A 23751-nucleotide genomic window follows, 5' to 3' on the forward strand; every position below is an offset into this window, starting at 1 on the left:
TCTATATTTTATACATTCCTGGGAGGTTGGTCATGAAAATCTTAAGTAATGAACAGTTGGTGGCAGCTTATCGTGATGCTGAGAAACAAGGGAATGATCAAGACTGGATTTTGCTTCTTAAGAAAGAAATTCGTAACCGAGGATTAAAGCCTTTTAGGAAATCTTGACAATGAAAATTAAAAAAGAATACTAGATTATATCTCACCCCCTGAGATGCGATTTTTACGACAGACTCATACTCACTTGAGTCTGTCTCTTTTCATTCTTATTCATTTAAACTGTGCTACTGAATTCAGCTTCATGCTCTCCAATCGATGATTGAGAAAAATCAACAACACATGTTGAAGCGTATTCATTATAGAACTATGCCTTAACTGTGTTTCTTAATTTTGGATCCATGGTAGTCCTCAATTTGTTTGAATTGCTCATTATCCAATAAACCTATTTTATGAAATAGATACGAATATTGAATCACTTTTTTCGAATTAAAATTCTTCATCATTACGTCTCCCTCCTATTCATGTCCGAGAGTTTCCTTTAGCAAACTTTATTTTAGTTATCCATATTTTATTCTCTTAGTAAAAAAACGTGAAAAAAAGCTGATCCACAATCCACTAATGGATGTATGAATCAGCCAAACATTCATCTATTCTTATTCAATCAGGACTACTTAGCCTTCTAGTAGTAAGTCTTCTGGATTCTCAAGTAAATCTTTTACCATTGCCAGGAATCCAACTGCTTCTTTCCCATCAATAATTCTATGATCATACGATAAAGCAATGTACATCATAGGGCGGTTTTCCATTGTATCTTTATCGATGGCCACTGGACGAAGCTGAATTTTATGCATTCCTAAAATCCCAACTTGCGGTCCGTTTAAGATTGGAGTCGATAGTAATGAACCGAATACCCCACCATTTGTAATCGTGAATGAACCACCTTGCAGATCCCCAAGAGATAATTTATTGTTTCTAGCCTTAGTAGCCAGTTCCATGATTTCCCCTTCGATTTCTGCAAAATTCTTGCGTTCACAATCGCGTACAACAGGTACTACCAGTCCATCATCCGTAGATACAGCTACCCCAACGTCATAGAATTTCTTAAGAACAATTTCATCCCCATCGATTTCTGCGTTCACGTATGGGAACTTCTTAAGAGCCGCTACGACTGCTTTTGTAAAGAAACTCATGAAACCAAGTCTTACATCGTGGTCATCAAAGAATTTATCCTTTTTACGTTTTCTTAGCTCCATTACTTTACTCATGTCAATCTCATTAAACGTAGTAAGCATTGCAGCTGTTTGCTGAACCTCTACTAAGCGTTTCGCAATCGTTTGACGACGGCGTGACATCTTCTCACGAACTACCGGCTTTCCATCATCTTTTTTCGCAGGTGCCTTCTTTTCTTGAACAGAAGGTTTAGATGGAGCTTCTGCCGGCTTATTGCTATAGGCTTCAATGTCCTGCTTACGGACACGGCCTAGAGGATCTGTTGGCACATCGGAAAGATCGATACCTTTTTCACGTGCCAACTTACGAGCCGCAGGAGAAGCGATTGGACGATTTTTTTTGTCCTCTTTCGCTGGTGCTGCTTCAGTTGCCTCTTCTTTCTTCTCTTCCTGTTTAGGGGCAGGTGCTTCTTCTTTTGTTTCAGAAGTAGCTGGAGCTTCCCCACCTGCACCAACAATGGCAATAACTTGACCGACTTCAACCGTATCGCCTTCATCAGCTTTAAGTTCTTGAATCGTACCTGCTTCCTCTGAAATGACTTCAACATTCACTTTATCTGTTTCCAGCTCAACGATGTATTCGCCCTTCTCCACATAATCCCCTGGCTGTTTCAACCATTGTGCGATTGTACCTTCTGTAATTGATTCTGCTAATTCTGGAACTTTAATTTCTGCCACTGTGATGTCCTCCTCTTTCTTATCGAGTTAACGCTTCGTTAATAATTCGTGATTGTTCTTTTTTGTGTACTGTTGGTTCACCTTCTGATGGACTGGAACGTCTGCGACGACCGACATAATGCACTTCAACACCCTCAGGTGCAATGTCACGGAGTCTTGATTCTGCAAATGTCCATGCTCCCATATTCTTAGGTTCTTCTTGAATCCATACAATTTCTCTAAGGTTTGTATATCTTTCCAGGATGGCTGATATATCACCTTTAGGGAAAGGATAAATTTCTTCTACCCTAAGAATGTGTAACCAATCTTTATCATCGATATTTTGAAGCTTCTCTTCTAAATCTATCGCAATTTTTCCGCTACATAATACCACCCGTTCAACAGCATCCTGGTTCTCACCAAGACCCTTTTGCTCCAGAACTGAATGGAATTGTCCGTTGGCTAATTCCTCAGCTGTAACGGCAGCAAATTGATTACGGAGCAAGCTTTTCGGCGTCATGATTACAAGTGGTCTTACTTCTTCTTTTTGTAAAATGGCCGCTTGGCGTCGAAGAATATGGAAGTATTGACCAGCAGTAGAACAGTTGGCAACCGTCCAGTTATATTCTCCACCCAGTTGCAGGAATCGTTCTAAGCGGGCACTTGAATGCTCAGGCCCTTGACCTTCATATCCATGCGGTAATAACATAACCAGGCCGGTTTTTTGACCCCATTTTGCACGGCCGGCAGAAATAAATTGATCGAACATCACCTGTGCCATATTGGAGAAATCACCAAATTGAGCTTCCCAAAGAACCAACGTCTCAGGTGCAAATACATTGTACCCATACTCATATCCAACTACAGCTGTTTCAGTAAGGGGACTATTAAGAACAACAAACGAAGCATGACTGTCCTTAAGATTGTGTAAAGGAATGTATTCTTCACCGGATTTTTCATCATGAAGAACCAGGTGACGTTGAGCAAATGTACCACGCTCTGAATCCTGTCCTGTTAATCGAATCGGCGTACCATCCTTCAATATAGAAGCAAACGCTAACGTCTCAGCATGGGCCCAGTCAATTTTCCCTTTACCTTCAAATACCTGGCTGCGTCGCTTTAAAATGCGCTCCAATTTCTTGAACACATTAAAGCCATCCGGCCATTGAAGCAGTTCATTATTTAAACCTTCAAGCTTGTTAAAATCAACACTCGTATTAATTTCCGGTAAGCCATTTGCCACATACTCTGGTGGAGCAAGAATGGTATCGGGATCTTCGTCTTTAGCAGGTACTTTATCGTAAGCCGCTTTTAATTCTTCTTCGATGTCAGTATCCATTTTCTCTACATCTGCTTCAGTGACGATTTCTTCTGAAATTAATTTATCAGCATATAGTTTCTTAACATTTGGATGGTTTTGAATGACTGAGTACATTAATGGATTCGTCACCATCGGTTCATCCATTTCGTTATGACCAAATCGACGGTAGCCGATCAAATCAATGACAAAGTCTTTTCCAAAGGTTTTACGATATTCATAGGCGATCACCGCTGCAGCAAGACAAGCTTCAGGATCATCTGCATTGACATGGACAATCGGAACTTCAAAGCCTTTGGCAGTATCAGATGCATATTTCGTAGAGCGTGAATCACGGCTTTCAGTCGTGAAGCCGATCATATTGTTCGCAATCAGGTGAATCGATCCACCCGTGTTATATCCGCGTAATTGACTCATATTTAAAGTTTCAGCTACAACACCTTGTCCAGGGAAGGCAGCATCTCCGTGAATCATGATGGCATAGGAAGATTCCGGTGATTGCTCTGGATAACCCTTATCTTCACGAACTTCTTGTGCAGCACGTGTATAACCAGCCACAATCGGGCTCACAACCTCTAAGTGACTTGGGTTATTCGCCAGGGTAACACGCGCTCGCGCTGTTGACGACTGTAAAGGTGAGATTTCGCGATCAGCACCTAAATGGTACTTAACATCACCTGTCCATCCATATGTAATCCCAATTGATCCTTCTGATGGAATCAGATCCTTGCTTGGGGCATGTTGGAATTCAGCAAAAATCATTTCATACGGTTTACCAATAACATGGGCCAATACGTTTAAGCGCCCTCGGTGTGCCATACCGATATTGACTGTTTTCGCACCTGATTCAACTGAATAACGAACCATTTCGTCCAGTAATGGAACCATAGAATCAAGTCCTTCAATGGAAAAGCGCTTCTGACCGACAAATGTACGGTGAATATATTTTTCAAATCCATCCACTTCGGCAAGCCGTTTTAATAACGCAAGTTTCTTTTCCTTAGAAAGAGGAGTGAAATAGGATTCTGATTCAATCTTTTCTCTTAACCAATTCTTTTCTTCAAGCTCATGAACATGAGCATATTCAAATGCCAGTTTTTTAGTGTAGACCTGTCTTAAATGATTGATTGCCTGCAAGCCATCCTTTATGTGAGAAGGTGCATTCGGGCATAAGAAATCAACAGGAATCTGCTTTAAATCTTCTTCAGATAAATTAAACTCAGATAGTTCAATCCTTCTTGTGTCTATATTTCGGTCATTAAGGGGATTAATATCCGCAGCCAAATGACCATATGTACGAATATTATCTGCTAATTTGACTGCAGCTACCATTTTACTTAACGCGGTCGGTTGTGCCGGCAACGTGAATGATGTATCCCCATGCTGAGCACTTGCGATTACTTGTACGTCTTCAGTTGTAGGAGGGCCCCATTGTTCGAATAATTCTTTTAATTCAGGATCTACGTCTGTTGGATCCTCCAAGAATTGTTCATAAACCTCCATTACATAGCCTAGGTTAGGTCCGTAAAACGATTGCCACGGTTCCCCTTTTGCCGATTGCTTTTTCATTGTGAAAAACCTCCAACTATTTTGCCAGTTAGTATAATTTGGGTATCATGTATTCTTACAATTTCAAAGCCATATTTCATTATGCAAGAATAGTAATTTTAAACACATTAAAACGCTTACAAGGACATTTTATCACTGTGCAGTAGTAAGATAAAGTCTTTATGACAAATTTCTCAAAATTTTGTTTTCCGTATGATGCATATGGATATTACTTATATTCCCATAATAAATTACAAGAAAACCTTTTTGTATATCGACTATTCTGAAATAATATTTTATTAAGCGCTTTCTCTTTCACCTTCTTGTATCCTTGATGTGAGGGTACTTTTTTCATAAACCATCTTACTACTGTTACTAAAAAAAACCAAATATTTTTTGTTATTTTTCATAAATTTTTATAGATTATAAGACTTTCAGAATGATAAAGAAACTTTATGTAATTCATTTCTTCCATATTGCAAATGAACTCATCGCCCATACATTGCATACAATATAACAATCATGGCAGTTGGTCTATATAGATAAAGTGAGGTGGTTCACATGTTCCCATGGAGTTTATTTCCTTTCAATAAAGACATGAAAGATCAAATGAATCAGATGAATCCGAAAGAAATGGATTCCTATATACAAGGTATGATGAAAAAAATGTTCCCGGGCGGATGGGAAGGTATGATGAATCCGAATGATATGATGAGCGGGGCACAATCCTTTATGAACCCGATGGGCAATCAGGGGCAGAAATCTCAGCAGGGGCAGCAGCCTTCTCCTTCTTCAAATTCAATACCTGCAAATGTCTTTGAATCATTTGAGGATATTTACATCCGTTTTCAAGTTCCAAGTGAAGAGTCGATGAAGCAATTGAAAATTTTCCACACGTCGAATCAGGCAATTATCGAAAACATCCCTGAACAGGGTGAAAGACAGGTCATTACACTCCCTTGTCTAGTGAAAAAAAAAGGCGCAGTGGCTCAATATAAGGACGGCATATTAGAGCTGAAAATACCTAAAAGCATCGACATGCAATATACAGAAATAGACGTCTCAGATAAATATTGAGACGTCTTTTCTCGTAGAATATATTTAGTGAGCATACTTAAGAGAGATACGAATAATGGTACCTGCGGGTTCGTTTCTTAAGGCTAAGATATCACCGTTGTAGTTTTGGATGAGCTTTGATGCAATGGCTAACCCCAAACCATATCCGCCTTTTTCACGACTTCTGGCCTTATCCACACGGTAAAACCGGTCAAAAACCTTTGGAAGATCATCTTCTGGAATTCCGATTCCTTCATCTTTCACCTCGATCATCACTTCTTCGTCACGATTCACCAGCTTTATTTCAATGTTTGAATGCTTATCAGAATACTTAACGGCATTATCTAACAAGATGATCATAATTTGTTCAAGATGCCTTGGCATAATAACCACCATCGCTTCGTAATCCAACTCATCCAAGCACAAAAAAGTGTGTTCTTGATGTAGAAATTTAAAGTCCCTAATAACCTTATCAACCACTTTTTGTGGATTGGCACGAGCGGTTTGAAGGTCAAATTTCTCACGATCCGCCCTGGAAAGTTCTAGCAATTCACCTATTAACCTTTTCACTCTTTCAAGTTCTTCCAATGATACCTGTAAAGATTCTTCCAGTATCGACGGATCTTTTTTTCCCCACCTGTTTAACAGAGCGAGGTGTCCTTCTAATACCTGTATAGGCGTTCTTAATTCATGTGATGCATCTTCAACAAATTGTTGCTGTTGCTGAAACGATTTCTCGATTTCGCTCATCATTTTATTGAAAATTTGAGATAGGTCACTGATTTCATCATGGGCCTTCACAATCTCCACTCTTTCATGAAATCCTTTTCTTTCGATGGATCTCATTGTTTCAGAAAGCTTATTTAATGGACGCACAAAGCTTCTAGCCATGAAATAGCCGATAATTGCACTGATCAATAGCGCTAATACCCCCGTGATCGTCATCATCCAAAACAGGTTTTTCATGATCTTTTCATATCGGCTCAAAGGCTGAATCATTTCAATATATCCGTTGAATTGACTAGATCTTATCGGAGACCTCCCAATAAGCATTTGTTTTCCCTCAGATTCAATGAGTGTAACTGCCCTCTCTCTAACGGGTTGAAAAGGAATGTAAAAAGCTGATTCATTTTCGCCTCGTATTTCCAATACTTGATCACCCTGACGATCTAAAATACGTATAGTCTGGTCTTTTTCAGCTATTTGCTTCATCAAATCCCTGCTATCAAAGATGTCCTGGAGCTGTATATTTGGCCCTTTTTGTTTAAAAAACACCGTAATTTCATCCAGAACACGACTAAAGTTATTTTCTTCTTCATCCACCATCCACTTACTGATTGCATGATATTGAAAAAAACTAAATAAGAAAAAGGCAAGGAATATGGCTGAGCCAGCCGCTAATGCCCACTTCACTTTAAGAGAAGAGGGCTTAAATCGATTCATGAATGTATTCATGTCCTCATCACATACCCGGTACCGCGTACAGTTTGGATGTAGCTATCTTCATCAGGCGAATCAATTTTATTTCGCAAGTATCTTACATAAACATCCACTACGTTCGTTTCAACCTCAGTATCATACCCCCACACTTTATTGAGAAGGGCTTCACGGGTCAAAACAATATTTTTATTTTCCAAAAAGGCGAGTAAAAGGTCATACTCCCTTTTAGTGACCTCAATTTCATGTTCAAGCTTAAATACTTGCCGTGACTCCTTTTGAACGGTGATATCACGGTAATGATACGTTGTTTGAGCCGAAGCTGTTTCTTCATTTCCGGCTCGTCTAAATACGGCTCTCAATCTCGCTAACAGTTCTTCAATAGCAAAAGGCTTTACGATATAATCATCTGCACCGCTGTCCAATCCTGATACACGATCCATTACACTATCCCTTGCCGTAATCATGAGGATCGGAATAGCCTTCACTTGCCGGATTCTTCTGCAAACCTCAAGTCCGTTTAAATTCGGCAGCATTAGATCCAATAAGATGATGTCCCAATCCTCGTTCAAGCCTTTCTCTAACCCCTCTCTCCCATCATAGGCAAGACCCACTTCATATCCTTCATATTTAAGTTCCAGTTCAATGAACCTGGAGAGATTTTTTTCATCTTCTATGACTAAAATTCTTTTCACATCATTCACCTGCTCTAAATACTTAATACGTCTTATTTTATTTTACTTTTGCTGAAAATAAAATCATTAAGCGCTTGAAAGATTTCAATTCCTTGATATGTCATTAAAGTAATGGCAGTAAAACTGAAAAATAAAATAGGAATTATTCGAATCCACATGGTTCTTACCTCCCTTTTATCATTACAGTCATCTTCCTCCACTTTCATTAAATTTGAATGAGAAAAGGGTAAGTTTTCACTTAGAGAAAGAAAGAAAAAAATCAGAAGTTTACATAATGATATTATAATCAAATAATTAAATGGTATGAAATTGCTCCTGTTGAAGAAAATAATAGTGTTATAAATAAGAATGAGGTGCACGAAATGGAAAGTAAGAAAAAATTAGATTTACTGGCGTTATCTTCTATTCCTTTAGTTATGACACTCGGGAATTCAATGTTGATCCCTGTTCTTCCTCAATTAGAAAAGGAGCTTAACATTACTGGATTTCAATCAAGCTTGATCATTACCGTCTACTCCATCATAGCCATACTCTGCATTCCAATTGCCGGTTACTTATCCGATCGTTTAGGGAGGAAAAAAATTTTAATACCCAGTTTAGTCATTGCAGGAATCGGTGGCCTCATTTGTGGATTTGCTTCCATATACGGTTCTAACGCATATATTTTTGTAATGGTAGGAAGGGTTGTTCAAGGAATTGGTGCCGCCGGCGCCTTCCCCGTCGTCATCCCTACCGTCGGTGATCTGTATGAAGATGATGATCAAATCACCAAAGGGTTGGGCATAATCGAGACATCTAATACATTCGGCAAAGTTCTAAGTCCGATACTTGGTGCATTATTTGCAGCATGGATTTGGTTTATTCCCTTCTTTTCCATTCCAGTATTTTCACTTTTATCCATTCTTCTCATCGTCGTTTTTGTAAAAGTCCCAGCAAAAAAAGAAGAAGTAGCGAAACAAACCATTAAAGAATTTGTTCATGAGGTGGGAATTGTCCTTAGGAAGGAAAAGAAATGGATTTTCGGAATTTTTATTATCGGAATCATTTCCATGTTTACTTTATTTGGATTTTTATATTATTTATCAACCCGTTTAGAGCAGGCTTATGGAATTAACGGAGTAATGAAAGGACTATATTTAGCAGTTCCACTCCTTTTTTTATGCCTGACCTCCTATATAACCGGAAAAGTGATTGGAAAGAGCAAAGACAAGATGAAGTGGGTCATCGTATTTGGATCCCTAATGAGTTCGGTTGCTTTCATACCATTAATCTTTACTGAAGGAAAATGGATCATCTTGAGCATTTTTTCCATTGCTGGTATCGGAATGGGTGCAGCCCTCCCCTGTTTGGATGCATTGATAACAGAAGGAATTGAGAAGGAACACCGTGGAACCATTACCTCCATATACAGTTCAATGAGGTTTACAGGTGTCGCTTTAGGTCCTCCTTTAGTAGCGTTGATTGAACCTTTGAGTACCTTTATCATTTTTATAATTCTAAGCCTATTTTCCAGCCTCGTCGGCATGTTTTTCATTAAAGTTCCAGAAACTCCCCCGCAAGCTGTCTCAACTAAAAAGGCTTAGAAATTCAATCCATGATGAAAAAAACGGTGCTGGATGCAGCTCCGTTTTTTATTGCAGCCACTTTTCTGAGTAGAATATAGAAAGCTCGTACTCTACGATCCCAACATGTTTATTTCGAATCATAATGTGGTAGATATATCCATAAACATGATAAGGATCGTAAGGGAGGAATATATATGACTTGGATAATCGTGATTGTTTCTCTTTTTATACTTCTCATTCTGGCTGAAGAAGTCATTAATTATTTTCTACGTACAAAAGTAATTGATCATCAGCCCAAGGCGAAAAAAAGCGAAGGAAAGATGAAATCTTTGTTTCATAAAGTAAAGCTGAAACTGACTCATTCACAGTAATTGGTGCTACATAGACTAAAAGGTGGAGAAGTTTTTTCTCTGCCTTCCACTTAAATCACTTCTTTGACACAATATGCATCGTTTCATTTGGTTGATGTGCTAACATATCTTTAACCTCTTGAGGATATACTTGTACTTCAGAAAGTTCTGCAATGGGAATCCACTTATATAATAAACGATCGCCTTCCAGTCCATGAAAGGCGTCCTTTTGAAAAATTGCCCTGTCTGTAGATTTCACTTTATAATAAAATCCAATTTCATGGAAATCCCATTCTTTATACGGAAAGAAATTTTCGTTCACCATGATCAATTGTTCTATATGAATATCTATCCCTAGTTCTTCTTGCATTTCTCTCTTTAAACTTTCCTGTGATGCCTCTCCCATGGCGACTCTTCCACCGGGCAACGACCAGTAACTGTCTTCCACTTGTTTATGTAATAAAATATGGTCCTGTTCTATCCAGACGGCCACTACCCTGTAATTAAAAACGTTTTGCTTTTGTTTAAACAATATCCATTTGCCCCCTCCTTCCCCTCATTCTAACCCATAAAAAACCAATTCCATCTAAAAATATACAAAAAGAAGACAAAAGCTTCAGCAAAACTTTTGTCTCCAAAGGAAAGAAATTAGAATGGGTCTTACATAATAAAGATTTAAACAAAAAGAAAGCTACCCCACTTTCTTTTTGCTTAGGGAGTGATAAATCCTTATTCATAAGCAAGATTCATTGTAACGGGTGAAAAAGTGAACTCTATTAGAACAAGATTAAAATTTGATGAGAAAATCATTTTCTTCCTTAATTCCCCACTACTCTATCAGAAAGCATCCAGATTAAATTTATGATATGATAAATAAGAATTCAGAATGTTACAATTCATTCTAGTGGATGAAAGGATGGAAAAATGAAAATCGATTTAAACTGTGATTTAGGAGAAAGTTTTGGTACATATACAATTGGACAAGATGAAGAAATGATGAAATACGTGTCCTCCGTCAATGTCGCTTGCGGATTCCATGCAGGAGACCCCCTCGTAATGAAACAAACAGTCACAAATGCATTAAGTCACAACTTAAAAATAGGTGCTCATCCAGGGTTGCCTGATCTTCAAGGCTTCGGAAGAAGAATGATACAAATAACCCCTGAAGAAGCATACGCCCTTGTACAATATCAAATTGGCGCCCTACTCGCTTTCATTGAGGCACAAGGAGGTAAGTTGTCACATGTTAAACCTCATGGTGCCCTTTATAATATGGCTGCGAAGGATTCCGAACTGGCTGTATCGATTGCTAAAGCAGTATTCGACCTTGACCCTGGATTAACATTGTTCGGCCTTTCTCAAAGTGAGCTGACAAAAGCAGGTGCGGAAATCGGATTGCATGTTGCACATGAAGTCTTTGCCGATCGAACCTATCAATCTGATGGTTCACTAACTCCCCGTTCCCTTCCGAATGCCGTACTTCATGATGAAAACCAAGTTGAAAAGCAAGTCTTACGAATGGTTGAGAAACAAGAAGTAGTTTCAACAGATGGTGAGGTATTATCAATTAAAGCGGATACCATTTGTCTTCATGGAGACAACATGGCTGCTTTGAACCTTGCAAAAAGATTATATGAAAAGTTAAGTTGAATCATATAAGGGCTATACATAGCCCTTATTCTATGGAGAATGTAAAGGATTTGTCTATTGTATAGAAGATAGGAGCAATCTCTAATGAATAAGACTTTACTACTCGAAGGGTTCCGTTGGATGTTCATCTTACTTGTTGCTTGTGTCATCATTCTCTATGGTTATCAGCGGTACCTTTTGCACTCTAGCATTGAAACATCTCTACAAACCGTATCTCCCGACTCAACCATCATAGGAATCATTCAAACTCATACCACTGACAATAAAGAAAAAGTGTATGAAGCTCTATACAAGACAACAGACGGCAAATGTTACCGAGCTTCATTCGAGCGTAAGGGGCGCACATTCATAGGAAACCAGGAGGCATCCTGCGAATAGGGTGAGTAGACAGATGAACCGAGTTATACATATCTTTCCTCATTTCGAATCAGCAGAAGAAAAATAAAAAATCAGAAAATTCATGGGATTTCCCCCTCGTCAGATTACACTCGTTTTCCCGTCTACTGCGATTATTCCAACTTGTGAAATTTGATAAAGAGTATGTCTGGTTTTAATCAGGCCATTTAGTGGAATGTAGAGGAATATGACATACATGGAAAGGATCATTGCTATGATAAGAACTCTTACAATCGATACAAAAAAACGTGATGAGATGGTTGATATCACTACTTATGTCCAAGACATCGTCATCAATGAAGAAATGAAGGAAGGTATTGTTGTGGTTCAATCCTTACACACCACAGCCGGAATCACGGTGAATGAAAATGCGGACCCAGATGTAAAAACGGATTTTCTACGTCGATTAGACGAGGTATATCCTTGGGAACATACGCTCGACCTTCATGGAGAAGGAAACACGGCTGCTCATTTAAAGACAAGTACGGTAGGACACTCTCAAACAATCATTGTCACTAATGGAAGGCTTCAATTGGGAACTTGGCAAGGCATCTACCTCTGTGAGTTTGATGGTCCTCGCTCCGGAAGAAGGGTTTCGATAAAAACGATTGAAGCTGAATAAGGAACGAAAAGACTCGGGGGCTTTCTACCGAGTCTTTCTATTCGATAAAACGATCTCTAATGTATTGCGAAGGCAGCATACAAGAATCTTGTTTTCCAAACCATTTATATCTATTCTTCGCAATCCATCTGTATACCCTATCTCTTAGGGGCTTAGGGACGATTATGCATGTATTGATAAGCTTCCATGGCCATGTCAAATGAGAGCAAACCTTTAAAGCAGCTGTTGATTCCACATACGCTTTATTTTCTTCAATTAATACAAAGCTATCTGTAGTATTCGGAATGTTATGCTTCTGTAATAATTGTTGACCAATATCGCTTTGTAAGGAAGCAAATTGGAAGATCCCTTCAGGATCACGTTCGATAATAAATCGCACACTACTATTGCAAAAATTACATATGCCATCAAACAAAATTATTGCCAATGAAATCACACCGTTTCAGGAATATCCCATATTTACTTCTGATTATAATAGAATTCATAACTTCATTCCAGGAAGTTATCTGCTCTCAACTTTTAAAATGCTCGGATAGGTGACCTACTTCATTGTAGGAATGAACTGCCCATCGTTCACTTCTAAAATGGAGATTGGTCAGGCAGCCGTTAAAAAGCTTCACATGCTCCAGTGCTCCCTTTTCTTGATGAAACTCCCGCAATACTGCATTGATGACAGCACCGTGAGCAACCAACAGTACCTTCTTTGCGGGAAACTGAGCATGAATCTCTTCCAGCCCTTCCTGCACCCTCCCGACCAACTCTTCATACGATTCCATATACGGAAAGTTAAAATCAGGATACCGCTTTTCCCTTTCTTCACGGGATAATCCCTCTCCCTCCCCAAAATGGCGTTCCTTGAAATGATCCATTTCCACAATTGTCAGTTTCAATGATTCATTGATAATTTCCGCTGTTTTTCTCGCTCTCATTAAAGAAGTGGTTATGAGAACATCCCATTCTGATTTCTTCAAAAACTCCCTGCATTCTTCTGCTTGACGTTTTCCAGTTTCATTTAATGGTATATCTGTTTGGCCCTGTAATTTACCCAATAGATTCCATTCAGTTTGACCATGTCTTACTAAGCATATTTGAGTCATTTCATTTACTCCTTCTGTCAAATTTCTGTTTCTATTTGTCCGTACAATATCATGCTTCAAGAAATCTATAATTCTACTAGATTTTATGATATACTATATTACCATTAAAAGAGATTATTTCGAAAGTTTTAAATAAATGAGGCAGTATAAGGAGTTGGCTGAAAAGGATGAGAGATGAATTATTATATCTGGGTCAAGAAATCGTTTCACATAAATCTGAAATTGCTAAAGGTGTAATTGACTATCAGGAACAACGATACTCCGAACAACTTAAGTTTTCAGGTGTTAACATGGAGAAAGTCACAGAGTGGAGAACTGAGTTAATACAAATATTGGGAGAATCTTTACTTGAAAATCAAAAGGATTCTCTTATTAAAATAAAAGAGTGGACGCAGAAAGTTGGGAATATTGCTATTGAAAAAGGTATCTCCCTAAACGAATCTTTAAAAACTCTATCAACATTCCGTACGGCCATTTGGGATTTCTTCCATCATCAAATTGACAATCAAATTTCAGCCTCTATTATGCTGCAATCAAACAAAAAGATAAATCCCTTGCTTGATGAAATTGCTTATCTTTTCAATGAGCTATTTATTAAGCAACAGAAAGATCAGTTGGCCCTGGTTCATTCTGCCATGGATGAACTATCAGCACCGATTGTGCCGATAGCTGACAAAATTGCAATTCTTCCTCTTATTGGGGAAATTGACACTCATAGATCCAGCTCTGTTATGGAAACGGCACTAAAGAAAAGCTCTGAATTGCAATTAGACTATTTATTTATTGATATATCCGGTGTAGCAATCATGGATACGATGGTTTCGCATAATATCTATCAAATTGTAAATGCTTTAAAAATGATGGGTGTACAATCGGTATTAACAGGAATTCGTCCTGAAGTTGCCCATACATTAGGGAATCTGGGTATAACCTTCGACGATTTAAAAACCAGCTCCAGTTTAAAGCAAGCCCTCGAAGACATCGGATTCACTCAATATGAGGTTGTCCTCCCCCTATAATGAAAACCAGAAGCCACATGCAGCATGGCTTCTGGTTTTTTGGTTATTTACAAACACTAGGCACTCTTATTTATTTTATGATGAAATAATAGTTGAATGCTTTGAACAGCCATATATATGGGAATCGACCAATACATTTCATACCCTTTATCGAAATGGAATATACCGATTCTGACCGTGAACCATTCCATCAAGATAGAAAATGCTGTCCAGATCAATAAATAAGCAAGGTTCATAATCCCTCTTATCTTTAGCTTTTTATATATGTATATGAAGAAATAACTATAAGGGCCATACATGATGTAACTTACAAAGTCAATTGCCTGGTAAGCTGAACTGTCATTGACATCATAAAAATCCCATGGAGGAATACTAATTGTATGATCATAGAACATTCCAATTGAGATGCCATAAATATAATGACTTAACCCTTCGAGGAATGAAAATATTTTTGGAGTGATCCAGATCAATAAAAGGAGAGTGAATAGACTAATGATGATAAACCATTCGTTTAAGTCAAATGACCTCTCATAGATTCTGTCCACTGTCTCTCTCCTCCTTTTTCTGCAAATAATAAAGCCCTTGACCTATCCAAATACACATCAATAAATATGTTCCATTAATGATAATTGTATTTAACAGGCTCCAGTGAGGATACTCAAGCGTTTTAAAGTGTATGTGAAGGATATCCAATACACTGATAAAGCATAGCAAACATACAAATAATAAGAATCGATAAGTCCTATTCCCGTAATTCAAGTAACCGTTCACCATGACAATCCCGACTAATGGCAAAATGCATTCCCGGTTTATCAATAAGCTGATAAATTGAGTGACATCCTCTGACGCCTTCATCCACTCCAGGTTATTGGTCATAATCGTAATATAGTTCGTTGAAATGATCGATAACACCATGAACTGTATGAAGTTTGAAGTAAATGAAAGCTTTTTTCGCATAAAACTGACAATATAAATCAGTATGATCAATATGGAAATAAAGAAAGGAAGAGACATTGATTTCTCCTTAGATTTTTCTTACTATCCTTGCCTTAATCGACTCATTACATAACCAAAATAGTGACAAGAGAGTTTGGATGTTTGTATTGTATTGCAAGGGGAAAAGAGTAAAGGAGAATAAAGGAGGTAATTTTATGAAACATGAATCTATCACCCCCAATGCAAGAGATGAAATAAAAGAAGTCTTTGTGGATGGTTTGCAGCGTGACCTATCACCTGAAGAAGAAGGACTTATCACAGGATGGACTCAAACCTTTAACAAAAGCGAACGTGCAACCATCATTAATATGCTAAAAGAACTACTAAACAAACATAAAAAACATGACTAAACCTAAAGCGGAGGCTGCTTGGTCAGAGGCGACAAGCATAAGACAGGACTACCGGAAAGGCGCTCTTTGCCTTTTTGGTAGTCCTGTCTTATGACCTCGAGCCTCTAGCCGCCGGAGCTGGATGAACCAAAAGCGGAGGCTGCTTGGTCAGAGGCGACTAGCATTAGCAATCCGTCATAATGCGAGAATAAAGAAAAGGCAAGCCTGAATTAAGGCTTGCCTTTTCTCTTTTATAGTAATGTTCCTCTTACCTATCACTCGTCAAATCTAGAAGTTTATCAATATCAATGCGATAGATTGGGCGATTTATATCCTCTTGTCCAAGTTCTACGGTATCTTCTAGTACATCATCAATGTTCATACTTTTAAATACCTCCCAAGTTGTGTGTCTACTCTGCATGGCTACAAACCTTTTGCATTCTTATCAAAGAATACGAAAGAAGGATCCCATTCATGGGGGTACTTACAAAATTATTTTTTAAGATGAATTGTAGGTAATAATCTTAAATTTGAATCAAATGATTCACTATGTTAATGTTAAGCGACTATTGATTCTACTTAAATAACAAAATGGGTAGAATAGCTTTCTCCTTAAAGGAGGCATTTCAATGAAACGATTTTCCATGCTTCACGTTCCTCAGGATTATAGGCATAGGGGGCGTCCGGCGGTTACCGTTCATGTTCTGCCTGTTCACAAAGAATATTTCGCGATAGGTAAATCATTAAAAGGGAACGGCCGGGCTGCAAACAACAATGAAAAACTAGCCGCATATTATGCGTATCTAGATACTTTAACATAAACGCTCTTCTCTATAGAATGACTTATTAAAAAAAGCTGATCAGATAAGTTTCTGATCGGCTTTTTGCATGTTGAAATGACTCATTCCTTTATCCCAATTGTTTCTTAAATTCATTTAGCATACACTGGTGGCTTCCCACAATAGTATCAGGTAATTCTTCTAGATTACAAAACTTTAGTTGAATGGATTCAGAGTGTTCTGCTTTCATTTCTCCACTGTACTCATTTGTAAAGTAGGCTGTGGTGACTACATAAAACTCATCTCCATTTTCAGCAATAATGTATTGATCCGCACCAGAATATACGTTTAACAGATTCAACTTACCTAATGTCAGATTCGTCTCTTCCTTCACTTCTCTCCTCGCCGTCTCTTCCGTTGTTTCTGCCAATTCCATTAATCCCCCAGGCAGTCCCCATGAACCGTTCGGAAATCTCCTTTGCTGCAGAAGCACTTCCTGTCTGTCATTCAAAATAATGACGACCGAACCGACTAAAATAAGAGGGCGTGTTCCAACAATTTCTCTTAATTCTTCTATGTAACCCATTGATCATTCTCCTCACTGAATCTGCTAACGCAATGATACCCAGACCAAATTAGTCCGTTGTATACTGACAAGCCTCAAAACCATTACCATCTATATCCCAGAACTCAAAAAACGTAACCTCTCCATCCTTTTTTATCTCTCCAACCTTTACGTCCTTTTCCACAAGCTTTAACCGGGTCTCTTCCAGTGCATCAGAAAAGAGAATCGGCTTGACGGATGAGGGACGGACTTCTCCTTCTTGAACCGTTAAAGTAGAGTCTCCTTGACCTATTTGAAACACAACATACTCTCCCGAATCAAAAACGCGCTCAAACTCCAACACCTCTACATACCATTGAATAGACCTTTTTAAATCTTTTACACACATATGGACCGTATCCACTTTAGAAAACAATGAAATACCTCCTTCTTTCTCTCTAGTTTTTTAATAGTGTTAAGTGCCCGACAATCTCTTTTGCTTCAAACTTCTCCATTGGCGGAAGTGCCACTACTGTTAAAGATCCCTCTTTAATTTCAGTCAATCCGCTATCATGAATACTGAAATATCCATCACCCTCTAATTTCTCCAGCTCACCGGTTTTTCCCTTTAAAACAATTTTTTTCATTCCAGTCTGCACCCATTCTACAAAGTCTGCTTGTCGATCTTGAAAAGGTGAATCAGATGACATCATCGTCAGCGTACTAAGAGTAGCAGCATGTGCCACTTGCGCTGCCGTTTTCCCTTTTGACCTATTAAGTTCCTTATTAACAATAAAATATTGAACGAGATCACGCTTATTCATTCGTCTAATCAGCCCTTTTTATCATTTAATACTTGTTATTTTAACATGCGAAGGAGATGTACCTCAGTATTATTTACTTCCTTCTTATTTTCACGTAATTATTTTCAACTGAAACTATTTTGACCCTCTCTCCTATTTTATAATCTAAATATTGATCACAATCCAACTTATAGGTGTGACCGTTATCAAATTTCATAGAGCATGAAGGATCGCTGCTGTTTTCATCTATAACCTCACCTGATTTAATTCCTTCCGAACCTTTTTTATCATTCGCCGGAAAGTACTTTTCCTCAATCATTACCCAGTCCTCATGACTGATAACCACCAGCTTCAGAATAACGAGCCCCGCCAGAAGAACAAGTAACATACTAAGTATCGCAAATTTTGCCCGTAAGCCCATCATGTATATCCCTTTCCTTCCATATAAAATCAACAAATGATTATATGAAAGGAATCTGATATATATTCATTCATTTGAAGAAAGTGGATTATCTTCCCCTCTTGCATTTATTTAAAAAGAGATATAAACTAAAACTAACGACCGTTAGTTAGTTTGAAGGGAAGGTGAATGAATATGAAGAATGACAACAAACAACTCATAAAAGATGTCGCCTTGGAACTATTCGGCCAAAAAGGTTATGAGGATACCTCATTAACGGAAATTGCAAACTCGGTTGGAATTAAAAAGCCATCCATTTACAACCATTTCCGAAGCAAAGAAGATATATTTATGGAAGTGATTGAGGATTTAAGTGTGTCTGAAGTGACTGCCTATAAGAATGCATCGAAAAAAATGAATATAAATGAACCACTAAAGAATGTACGAATCCTCTTTGACCTATTTTGTCACCGATTAGTTACAACCAAAGAAGCTCTTTTATGGAAAAGAGTCACATTCTTTCCTCCAGAAGTGTTTAAAGATCTTATTCAAAAACAATTCATTCATTTTGAACAGGTGACAACAGCAATTTTGGTATCGATTTACCAAGAAGGTCAAAAACAAAAACTGTTCAGTGACATCGAGGAGGATGAATTTATTGCCTCCTTTTTATGTTTAGTGGATGGTGTCTTTTTAGAACATCACTATTACACAGAAGAAATTTTCAGACAACGAATAGAATCGGCTTGGAAGGTTTACGAATTAGGTATATCAAGTCGTAAAGGAGAGTAGCATTATGGGTTGGATATACGTTATTATTGGTGGAATTTTAGAGATTGGCTGGGCTACTGGGTTATCCCTTTCGGAGGGATTTACAAAACCTATCCCAAGTATTGTCACTGCGGTTCTCATCTTAATCAGCTTTTATTTCTTCTCAAATTCCATGAAATTATTGCCAATCGGAACTGCATATGCCGTCTTCACCGGTATTGGAGCAGCCGGCACTGCCGTTGTAGGAATGGTATTTCTAAATGATGGGATTAGCATTTTGAAAGTTGCGTTTATTACACTACTCATTTTTGGAGTGATCGGCCTCAAAATGAGTGATAAAGAAGAGCAAGATACAGGGAGGTCTTACTAATGGCGTGGATGTTACTCATTTTTGCCGGGTTCTCTGAAGTTGTGATGGTAACGTTTATGAAGCTTTCTGAAGGATATAAGAAGCTGGCCCCTTCCATCGTAAGCTTCGCAGCAGGAGGTATAAGCTTTTATTTATTATCCCTTTCTCTACTAGATATCCCAGTAAGTACAGGATATGGAATCTGGACCGGGATAGGATCTGCAGGTGCTGTCATCATCGGGATGATCTTTTTCAGGGAAACGAAGGATTTAAAGAGATTATTTTTTATTAGTTGCATTATAGGGAGTATTATTGGTTTAAAGATTGTTTCATGACTGTAATAAAAATGTCCAGCCATAGTATTACTAAAGGCTGGACATTTTGATAAATCTTAAAAATACATATTAATTAATAATCCCGTGACCCACGATATCCACTTTTATAGTCGGTACAATGGTAATGGTGGGGTATGTTTCTGTCCAATTTATTTTTTCCCATGTTTTCGGATGATAAGCAATCAATTCTCTGCCAATTCCAAATAAATCAGAGTTGGCGATTTGAATTTTTTCTATCATTTTTTGGGCATCTTCTGTTAATTGCTTTGAAATTTCTTTGTTTAGGTATTTAAGTTTATTTTTGTCGGTTAATTTGTCCTGAGGGTACTCTGCGATTGAAACATCCATATTCGTGTCGATACCTACCTGAATATTGTCTGGTGTGTCTGAGACAATTGTAAGTTTTGATTTAGATTTAGCAACATTGTACGTAATATAATTGTCAATGTTCATTTTTTTATCATTGTCAATTTTTGTAACGAACCGAGTTCGCTTTGCTCTTTGATTGTCCATAAGCAGATATAAAGTTGATTCTTCAAAGGATAAAGTCCCCGTTAGTGAATTCTTGTGGAAAATTGCTGTTCCATCTAGTTCAACTTCACCATCTTTCATTTTAATAAGTGGAAGCGCAAAATCCTTTCCTTCATCAAACATTATCGTACAAACCGTCTGTAAATTTTGTTTAGGTATACCTGTAGAGCCTTCCGCACTTGTAAGTATTTCAATCAGAAACTCAGATATCAAAACATTTTTCTCATTCAATTTAGATAGAATTTCTTCCCCGCTTCCTTCCACCACGGCCAATTTCGCAGAAATAGAGCTATTGGGATCGCGGTAGAAGATATCTAAAAATTTATAAATATCTTTCTTGGCTAATTCTTCCCCCAATAAGAACACCCGGTTTTTTGAGGGTTCAAAGACTCCGGAAATCTTCCTGTCCATACTCATCCTTGTCTCGCGAATCGTTTTCCCTTCACCCTGTACCATAACATTGGTAGGGGTTCTATCCTTAAAGTCACGAATGATGGCAGTCGCTTTAATGGTATCTTCATCAACCATATCAAAGGAAGAAGAAAAAACAAGCCTTCCGTTTTTAAGTAAACGTTGATCCCAACACCCCGCCAAAGAAAGGTTGATGAAAAGTAGAACCAATCCTATAATGTACTTTTTCCTCATACACGTTTCCCTCTTTCCTTCTTCTTGAAAATAAAAGAGACTCCCAATAATATAAATGGAATGACAAGTACAAAGAGATAGGATATATTAAGCACCCATTTGTTGTACATATCCATTTGTGATGCTTTATTGGGAACTAAGGCTATGATGAAAGATAAACTGCCAAAAAATATCGTAATGACAGGACGTTTGATTCGCTTAAAGATATGGGTACTTCCCTCCGTCGATAAGAAAAGGTAGCTGGTTAACGAAGTTATTACACTGACCACCCAAAGTGAAACAAATACCAAATCAACTCTCTCAACGATTTGCAAATACAGGGATTTCACATAATATAGAACCGGCTGAGGGATGATGACTAACTCTTCAGGACTGAACGTTATTAGACTTACAATGGTGAGAAATGCATACATCAATGTCACAAAGAGATTGGCCATTGTAGCTGAGAATAAGACAGACCGTACCCCATTATGCTGGAAATAAGGAAAGAGAAATAATAGTAATTCAAAGCCAAGCATTGAAAAATAAGCTTCTTTTACCCCTTTCAAAATATTGACGCCGCCGGAGTGTCCAATTGGGAGTAAATATCTCCAATCCACAGGGTACATGAACAACACAACGATAGAAATCATAATCAGAAAGAAAATCAGTCCCGAGACCACAACATAAACATTGCAAATGTCGGATAAAAGTTCCTTCCCTAAGTAGATTGCTGTTCCCATTAAGAGAAGCATGATAATCCATTTTGGTGTTAGTGTAAGCACCCACGTTTTAATGATAGCAGTTGAGTACATCAATATAAGGCTGGTTACAAGTAGTCCATAAAAGACATAGGATACATTTATGAATGTACCCCCTGCTTTACCTACTAATTGTATTGAATACTGGAAAAGAGATTTAGAGGGAAATCTTCTTCCTAATACCCAAAAAATTGTTATAAATGATTGAACAACAATACCAGCCAGTAATACTGAAATCCACGCATCACCTTTCGAAACGGAAAATACGTTAAAAGGAAGCCCAAGAACCCCGACTCCAATTTGTGTTTGAATAATGAATAACATCAATTGAATGGAAGTGAGATTACTCTGATTCTTCATTTTTTTTCCATCCTCGAGGATCCGTCGTTTTCCACTTATACTGTGGTTTCAAATCCTTTGGCCTTTCTTTCATCAGCCACATAGGTACACGAATAAAGGTGTCTTTTAGTGACTTGAAATCCAAAGGTGCCACAGGGTATAAATAATATTGGCCCAATGATTTAAGCGTCGACATATGTATCAACAACAACATCAAACCTATTACTATTCCGAGAACCCCAAATAAAGCAGCAAAAACCATTAACGGAAATCCCAGTATCCTGACGGAAGTACTCATTTCGTTAGATGGAATAACGAAAGACGATATAGCTGTAATTGCGACTACGATAACCATCGTATTGGAAACCAGGTTTGCTTCCACAACAGCCGTCCCAATTACAAGTCCTCCCACAACACCAATGGTTTGAGCAATAGGATTCGGTAAACGTATGGCAGCTTCACGAAGTAATTCTAAGGTCAATTGCATTATTGCTGCTTCAATCAATGGGGGGAATGGAACATACTCCAGGGAGCTTTTAATCGAAAATATTATTTCTACCGGTATGATTTCATAATTATATGAAATGACAGCGATATAAAATGCGGGTAAGCAAAGTGTTGCAATAAAACTGATTAATCTAATGAATCGTACAAATGAACCGATAAATGCCCGATTATTATAATCCTCTGCCGTTTGAAAGAAAGAGAAAAAATTCACAGGCAGAAGTAAAACGGTAGGACTTCCTTCCATTACAAGAGCAATCCTGCCTTCCATTAGATTTCCGGCTACACGATCTGGTCTTTCCGTATTCAAAAACTGGGGAAAGGGAGAAAACGAATTATCTTCTAAAAATTCTTCAAAGTATCCAGGTGACTGAATCGCATCTACTTGGACATAATTGATCCGGTCTTCAATCGTTTTCAGCAATTCAGGATTTGTCAAATTAGATAAATAAACTAAAGCGTACTTTGTTCTTGTTGTTTCTCCTACACTTGAGTATTTCACTGTCAATTTCTTACTGGAAATTCTCTCTCTTATTAAATGCACATTTTCTGTAATATTTTCACTGAACCCTTGATGTGATCCTCTAATCACCTTTTCATTTATTGGTTCAAAACGATTAGTAAGAATTTTGGGCATACTGATAAAGGTCAGGATTTCACTGTCTTCCGTAATTAATAGGCAGTGTCCATCCACCATTGCGCTGAGTGCCTCGTCTAAATACAAGGTTTCTTTAATACTATTACTACTAACGACATCACGTATTTCGCCTGAGCCTTTTTCTAATATAGGTTTTATAATATATGTCTGTAAGCTCCTATTATCAATGACCGAATCAATAAACATAATTGTCATTATTTTACTATTAAAGGTTAATTCTCTTATTATTAAATCATCAGTATTAAATAAACCGTTACGAAAATAAGAAATTTTCTCTTCTAAAGTGAGAAATTCGGGAACTACTTCTTCTTTTTCTGAAAGCAGCTGCTTGGGTATTCTTCTATTCCTTTTATTAAACGAACTCATATTAGCACCTTCAGTAAGAATCTT

The 23751-nt window shown here is 37.9% G+C and carries 30 protein-coding genes; 13 read left to right on the plus strand and 17 right to left on the minus strand.

Annotation, left to right across the window (positions count from 1 at the left end; genetic code table 11):
- The first annotated feature begins 32 nt into the window (after positions 1-32).
- Positions 33-167: a sporulation histidine kinase inhibitor Sda gene (sda, locus tag FZC88_RS06105; protein ID WP_044336757.1), complete on the plus strand. Its 135-nt coding sequence runs from the start codon at positions 33-35 to the stop codon at positions 165-167.
- 203 nt (positions 168-370) lie between these two features.
- Here the strand turns inward: sda and FZC88_RS24390 are convergent, their stop codons facing one another.
- The 3 genes from FZC88_RS24390 to FZC88_RS06115 form a co-directional block, all read right to left on the minus strand.
- Entirely contained in the window at positions 371-502 is a 132-nt protein-coding gene (locus tag FZC88_RS24390) for a hypothetical protein (RefSeq protein ID WP_262371741.1), read from the minus strand.
- 168 nt (positions 503-670) lie between these two features.
- Positions 671-1906 carry a 2-oxoglutarate dehydrogenase complex dihydrolipoyllysine-residue succinyltransferase gene (gene odhB, locus FZC88_RS06110; RefSeq protein WP_148994038.1) on the minus strand — a complete coding sequence of 412 codons (1236 nt, stop codon included), beginning with the start codon at positions 1904-1906 and terminating at the stop codon, positions 671-673.
- 19 nt (positions 1907-1925) lie between these two features.
- The gene (locus tag FZC88_RS06115; RefSeq protein ID WP_148994039.1) at positions 1926-4772 is read right to left on the minus strand and encodes a 2-oxoglutarate dehydrogenase E1 component; all 2847 of its coding nucleotides are present in this window, start codon (positions 4770-4772) and stop codon (positions 1926-1928) included.
- A 540-nt stretch (positions 4773-5312) separates the two neighbouring features.
- On the opposite strand from FZC88_RS06115, the gene FZC88_RS06120 reads away from it, so the two are divergent.
- The gene (locus tag FZC88_RS06120; RefSeq protein ID WP_148994040.1) at positions 5313-5828 is read left to right on the plus strand and encodes an Hsp20/alpha crystallin family protein; all 516 of its coding nucleotides are present in this window, start codon (positions 5313-5315) and stop codon (positions 5826-5828) included.
- Positions 5829-5852: 24 nt separating this feature from the next.
- Here the strand turns inward: FZC88_RS06120 and FZC88_RS06125 are convergent, their stop codons facing one another.
- On the minus strand, positions 5853-7262 hold the full coding sequence (locus tag FZC88_RS06125) for a HAMP domain-containing sensor histidine kinase (RefSeq protein ID WP_262371745.1): 1410 nt from the start codon (positions 7260-7262) through the stop codon (positions 5853-5855).
- Positions 7259-7939, minus strand: coding sequence for a response regulator transcription factor (locus FZC88_RS06130; protein WP_148994041.1), 681 nt, complete (start codon positions 7937-7939; stop codon positions 7259-7261). Before FZC88_RS06130 ends, FZC88_RS06125 begins: the two co-directional genes overlap by 4 nt.
- A gap of 362 nt (positions 7940-8301) precedes the next feature.
- Here FZC88_RS06130 and FZC88_RS06135 point away from each other — a divergent pair, with 362 nt between their 5' ends.
- Both FZC88_RS06135 and FZC88_RS23865 read left to right on the plus strand, forming a co-directional pair.
- A complete protein-coding gene (locus FZC88_RS06135; protein ID WP_148994042.1) occupies positions 8302-9522 on the plus strand; it encodes an MFS transporter in 1221 nt (406 codons plus the stop codon).
- A 176-nt stretch (positions 9523-9698) separates the two neighbouring features.
- Positions 9699-9875, plus strand: coding sequence for a hypothetical protein (locus FZC88_RS23865; protein WP_187443514.1), 177 nt, complete (start codon positions 9699-9701; stop codon positions 9873-9875).
- 55 nt (positions 9876-9930) lie between these two features.
- On the opposite strand, the gene FZC88_RS06140 is transcribed toward FZC88_RS23865, so the two are convergent.
- A complete protein-coding gene (locus FZC88_RS06140) occupies positions 9931-10386 on the minus strand; it encodes an NUDIX hydrolase (RefSeq protein WP_262371746.1) in 456 nt (151 codons plus the stop codon).
- A 392-nt stretch (positions 10387-10778) separates the two neighbouring features.
- Between FZC88_RS06140 and FZC88_RS06145 the strand changes: the two genes are divergently transcribed.
- The 3 genes from FZC88_RS06145 to FZC88_RS06155 all read left to right on the plus strand — a co-directional run bounded on the left by FZC88_RS06145 (position 10779) and on the right by FZC88_RS06155 (position 12522).
- A complete protein-coding gene (locus FZC88_RS06145; RefSeq protein WP_148994044.1) occupies positions 10779-11504 on the plus strand; it encodes a LamB/YcsF family protein in 726 nt (241 codons plus the stop codon).
- Positions 11505-11588: 84 nt separating this feature from the next.
- The gene (locus FZC88_RS06150) at positions 11589-11882 is read left to right on the plus strand and encodes a hypothetical protein (protein WP_148971103.1); all 294 of its coding nucleotides are present in this window, start codon (positions 11589-11591) and stop codon (positions 11880-11882) included.
- 232 nt (positions 11883-12114) lie between these two features.
- Entirely contained in the window at positions 12115-12522 is a 408-nt protein-coding gene (locus FZC88_RS06155; protein WP_148994302.1) for a secondary thiamine-phosphate synthase enzyme YjbQ, read from the plus strand.
- A gap of 37 nt (positions 12523-12559) precedes the next feature.
- Here FZC88_RS06155 and FZC88_RS06160 read toward each other — a convergent pair whose 3' ends face one another.
- Both FZC88_RS06160 and FZC88_RS06165 read right to left on the minus strand, forming a co-directional pair.
- Positions 12560-12949: a thiol-disulfide oxidoreductase DCC family protein gene (locus FZC88_RS06160; RefSeq protein WP_148994045.1), complete on the minus strand. Its 390-nt coding sequence runs from the start codon at positions 12947-12949 to the stop codon at positions 12560-12562.
- A gap of 85 nt (positions 12950-13034) precedes the next feature.
- Positions 13035-13619 (minus strand): histidine phosphatase family protein, encoded by a 585-nt coding sequence (locus tag FZC88_RS06165; RefSeq protein ID WP_148971101.1) that lies wholly within the window; start codon positions 13617-13619, stop codon positions 13035-13037.
- A gap of 167 nt (positions 13620-13786) precedes the next feature.
- Here FZC88_RS06165 and FZC88_RS06170 point away from each other — a divergent pair, with 167 nt between their 5' ends.
- The gene (locus FZC88_RS06170; protein ID WP_148994046.1) at positions 13787-14638 is read left to right on the plus strand and encodes an STAS domain-containing protein; all 852 of its coding nucleotides are present in this window, start codon (positions 13787-13789) and stop codon (positions 14636-14638) included.
- Between the two features lie 56 nt (positions 14639-14694).
- On the opposite strand, the gene FZC88_RS06175 is transcribed toward FZC88_RS06170, so the two are convergent.
- Positions 14695-15183 (minus strand): hypothetical protein, encoded by a 489-nt coding sequence (locus FZC88_RS06175; protein WP_148994047.1) that lies wholly within the window; start codon positions 15181-15183, stop codon positions 14695-14697.
- The gene (locus tag FZC88_RS06180; protein ID WP_148994048.1) at positions 15167-15652 is read right to left on the minus strand and encodes a hypothetical protein; all 486 of its coding nucleotides are present in this window, start codon (positions 15650-15652) and stop codon (positions 15167-15169) included. Before FZC88_RS06180 ends, FZC88_RS06175 begins: the two co-directional genes overlap by 17 nt.
- 137 nt (positions 15653-15789) lie before the next feature.
- Between FZC88_RS06180 and FZC88_RS06185 the strand changes: the two genes are divergently transcribed.
- Together FZC88_RS06185 and FZC88_RS06190 are read left to right on the plus strand one after the other, a co-directional pair.
- Positions 15790-15984 (plus strand): hypothetical protein, encoded by a 195-nt coding sequence (locus tag FZC88_RS06185; RefSeq protein WP_262371747.1) that lies wholly within the window; start codon positions 15790-15792, stop codon positions 15982-15984.
- 608 nt (positions 15985-16592) lie between these two features.
- The gene (locus FZC88_RS06190) at positions 16593-16784 is read left to right on the plus strand and encodes a hypothetical protein (protein WP_148994050.1); all 192 of its coding nucleotides are present in this window, start codon (positions 16593-16595) and stop codon (positions 16782-16784) included.
- Between the two features lie 88 nt (positions 16785-16872).
- Here FZC88_RS06190 and FZC88_RS06195 read toward each other — a convergent pair whose 3' ends face one another.
- From FZC88_RS06195 to FZC88_RS06210, 4 genes are all read right to left on the minus strand, one after another.
- Complete coding sequence (locus FZC88_RS06195) at positions 16873-17328, minus strand: NUDIX hydrolase (RefSeq protein WP_148994051.1); 456 nt, start codon at positions 17326-17328, stop codon at positions 16873-16875.
- A 49-nt stretch (positions 17329-17377) separates the two neighbouring features.
- Positions 17378-17722 (minus strand): VOC family protein, encoded by a 345-nt coding sequence (locus FZC88_RS06200; RefSeq protein WP_148994052.1) that lies wholly within the window; start codon positions 17720-17722, stop codon positions 17378-17380.
- A gap of 22 nt (positions 17723-17744) precedes the next feature.
- Entirely contained in the window at positions 17745-18110 is a 366-nt protein-coding gene (locus FZC88_RS06205; RefSeq protein ID WP_148994053.1) for an aminoacyl-tRNA hydrolase, read from the minus strand.
- A gap of 73 nt (positions 18111-18183) precedes the next feature.
- On the minus strand, positions 18184-18408 hold the full coding sequence (locus FZC88_RS06210; protein ID WP_148994054.1) for a hypothetical protein: 225 nt from the start codon (positions 18406-18408) through the stop codon (positions 18184-18186).
- Between the two features lie 276 nt (positions 18409-18684).
- On the opposite strand from FZC88_RS06210, the gene FZC88_RS06215 reads away from it, so the two are divergent.
- From FZC88_RS06215 to FZC88_RS06225, 3 genes are read left to right on the plus strand one after another with little or no spacing between them, the layout of a single operon-like run.
- Positions 18685-19281, plus strand: a complete 597-nt coding sequence (locus tag FZC88_RS06215) for a TetR/AcrR family transcriptional regulator (protein ID WP_187443515.1) — start codon at positions 18685-18687, stop codon at positions 19279-19281.
- A gap of 4 nt (positions 19282-19285) precedes the next feature.
- Positions 19286-19630, plus strand: coding sequence for a DMT family transporter (locus tag FZC88_RS06220; protein WP_148994056.1), 345 nt, complete (start codon positions 19286-19288; stop codon positions 19628-19630).
- Positions 19630-19944, plus strand: a complete 315-nt coding sequence (locus FZC88_RS06225) for a DMT family transporter (RefSeq protein WP_148994057.1) — start codon at positions 19630-19632, stop codon at positions 19942-19944. The genes FZC88_RS06220 and FZC88_RS06225 overlap by 1 nt, the downstream gene beginning before the upstream one ends.
- A gap of 69 nt (positions 19945-20013) precedes the next feature.
- Here the strand turns inward: FZC88_RS06225 and FZC88_RS06230 are convergent, their stop codons facing one another.
- From FZC88_RS06230 to FZC88_RS06240, 3 genes are read right to left on the minus strand one after another with little or no spacing between them, the layout of a single operon-like run.
- Complete coding sequence (locus FZC88_RS06230; RefSeq protein ID WP_148994058.1) at positions 20014-21120, minus strand: Ger(x)C family spore germination protein; 1107 nt, start codon at positions 21118-21120, stop codon at positions 20014-20016.
- Positions 21117-22220: a GerAB/ArcD/ProY family transporter gene (locus FZC88_RS06235; RefSeq protein WP_148994059.1), complete on the minus strand. Its 1104-nt coding sequence runs from the start codon at positions 22218-22220 to the stop codon at positions 21117-21119. The genes FZC88_RS06230 and FZC88_RS06235 overlap by 4 nt, the downstream gene beginning before the upstream one ends.
- Positions 22204-23727 carry a spore germination protein gene (locus FZC88_RS06240; RefSeq protein WP_148994060.1) on the minus strand — a complete coding sequence of 508 codons (1524 nt, stop codon included), beginning with the start codon at positions 23725-23727 and terminating at the stop codon, positions 22204-22206. The genes FZC88_RS06235 and FZC88_RS06240 overlap by 17 nt, the downstream gene beginning before the upstream one ends.
- Positions 23728-23751: the final 24 nt, after the last annotated feature.

The sequence above is a fragment of the Rossellomorea aquimaris genome (assembly GCF_008180865.1).
Classification (GTDB): Bacteria; Bacillota; Bacilli; order Bacillales; family Bacillaceae_B; genus Rossellomorea; species Rossellomorea yichunensis.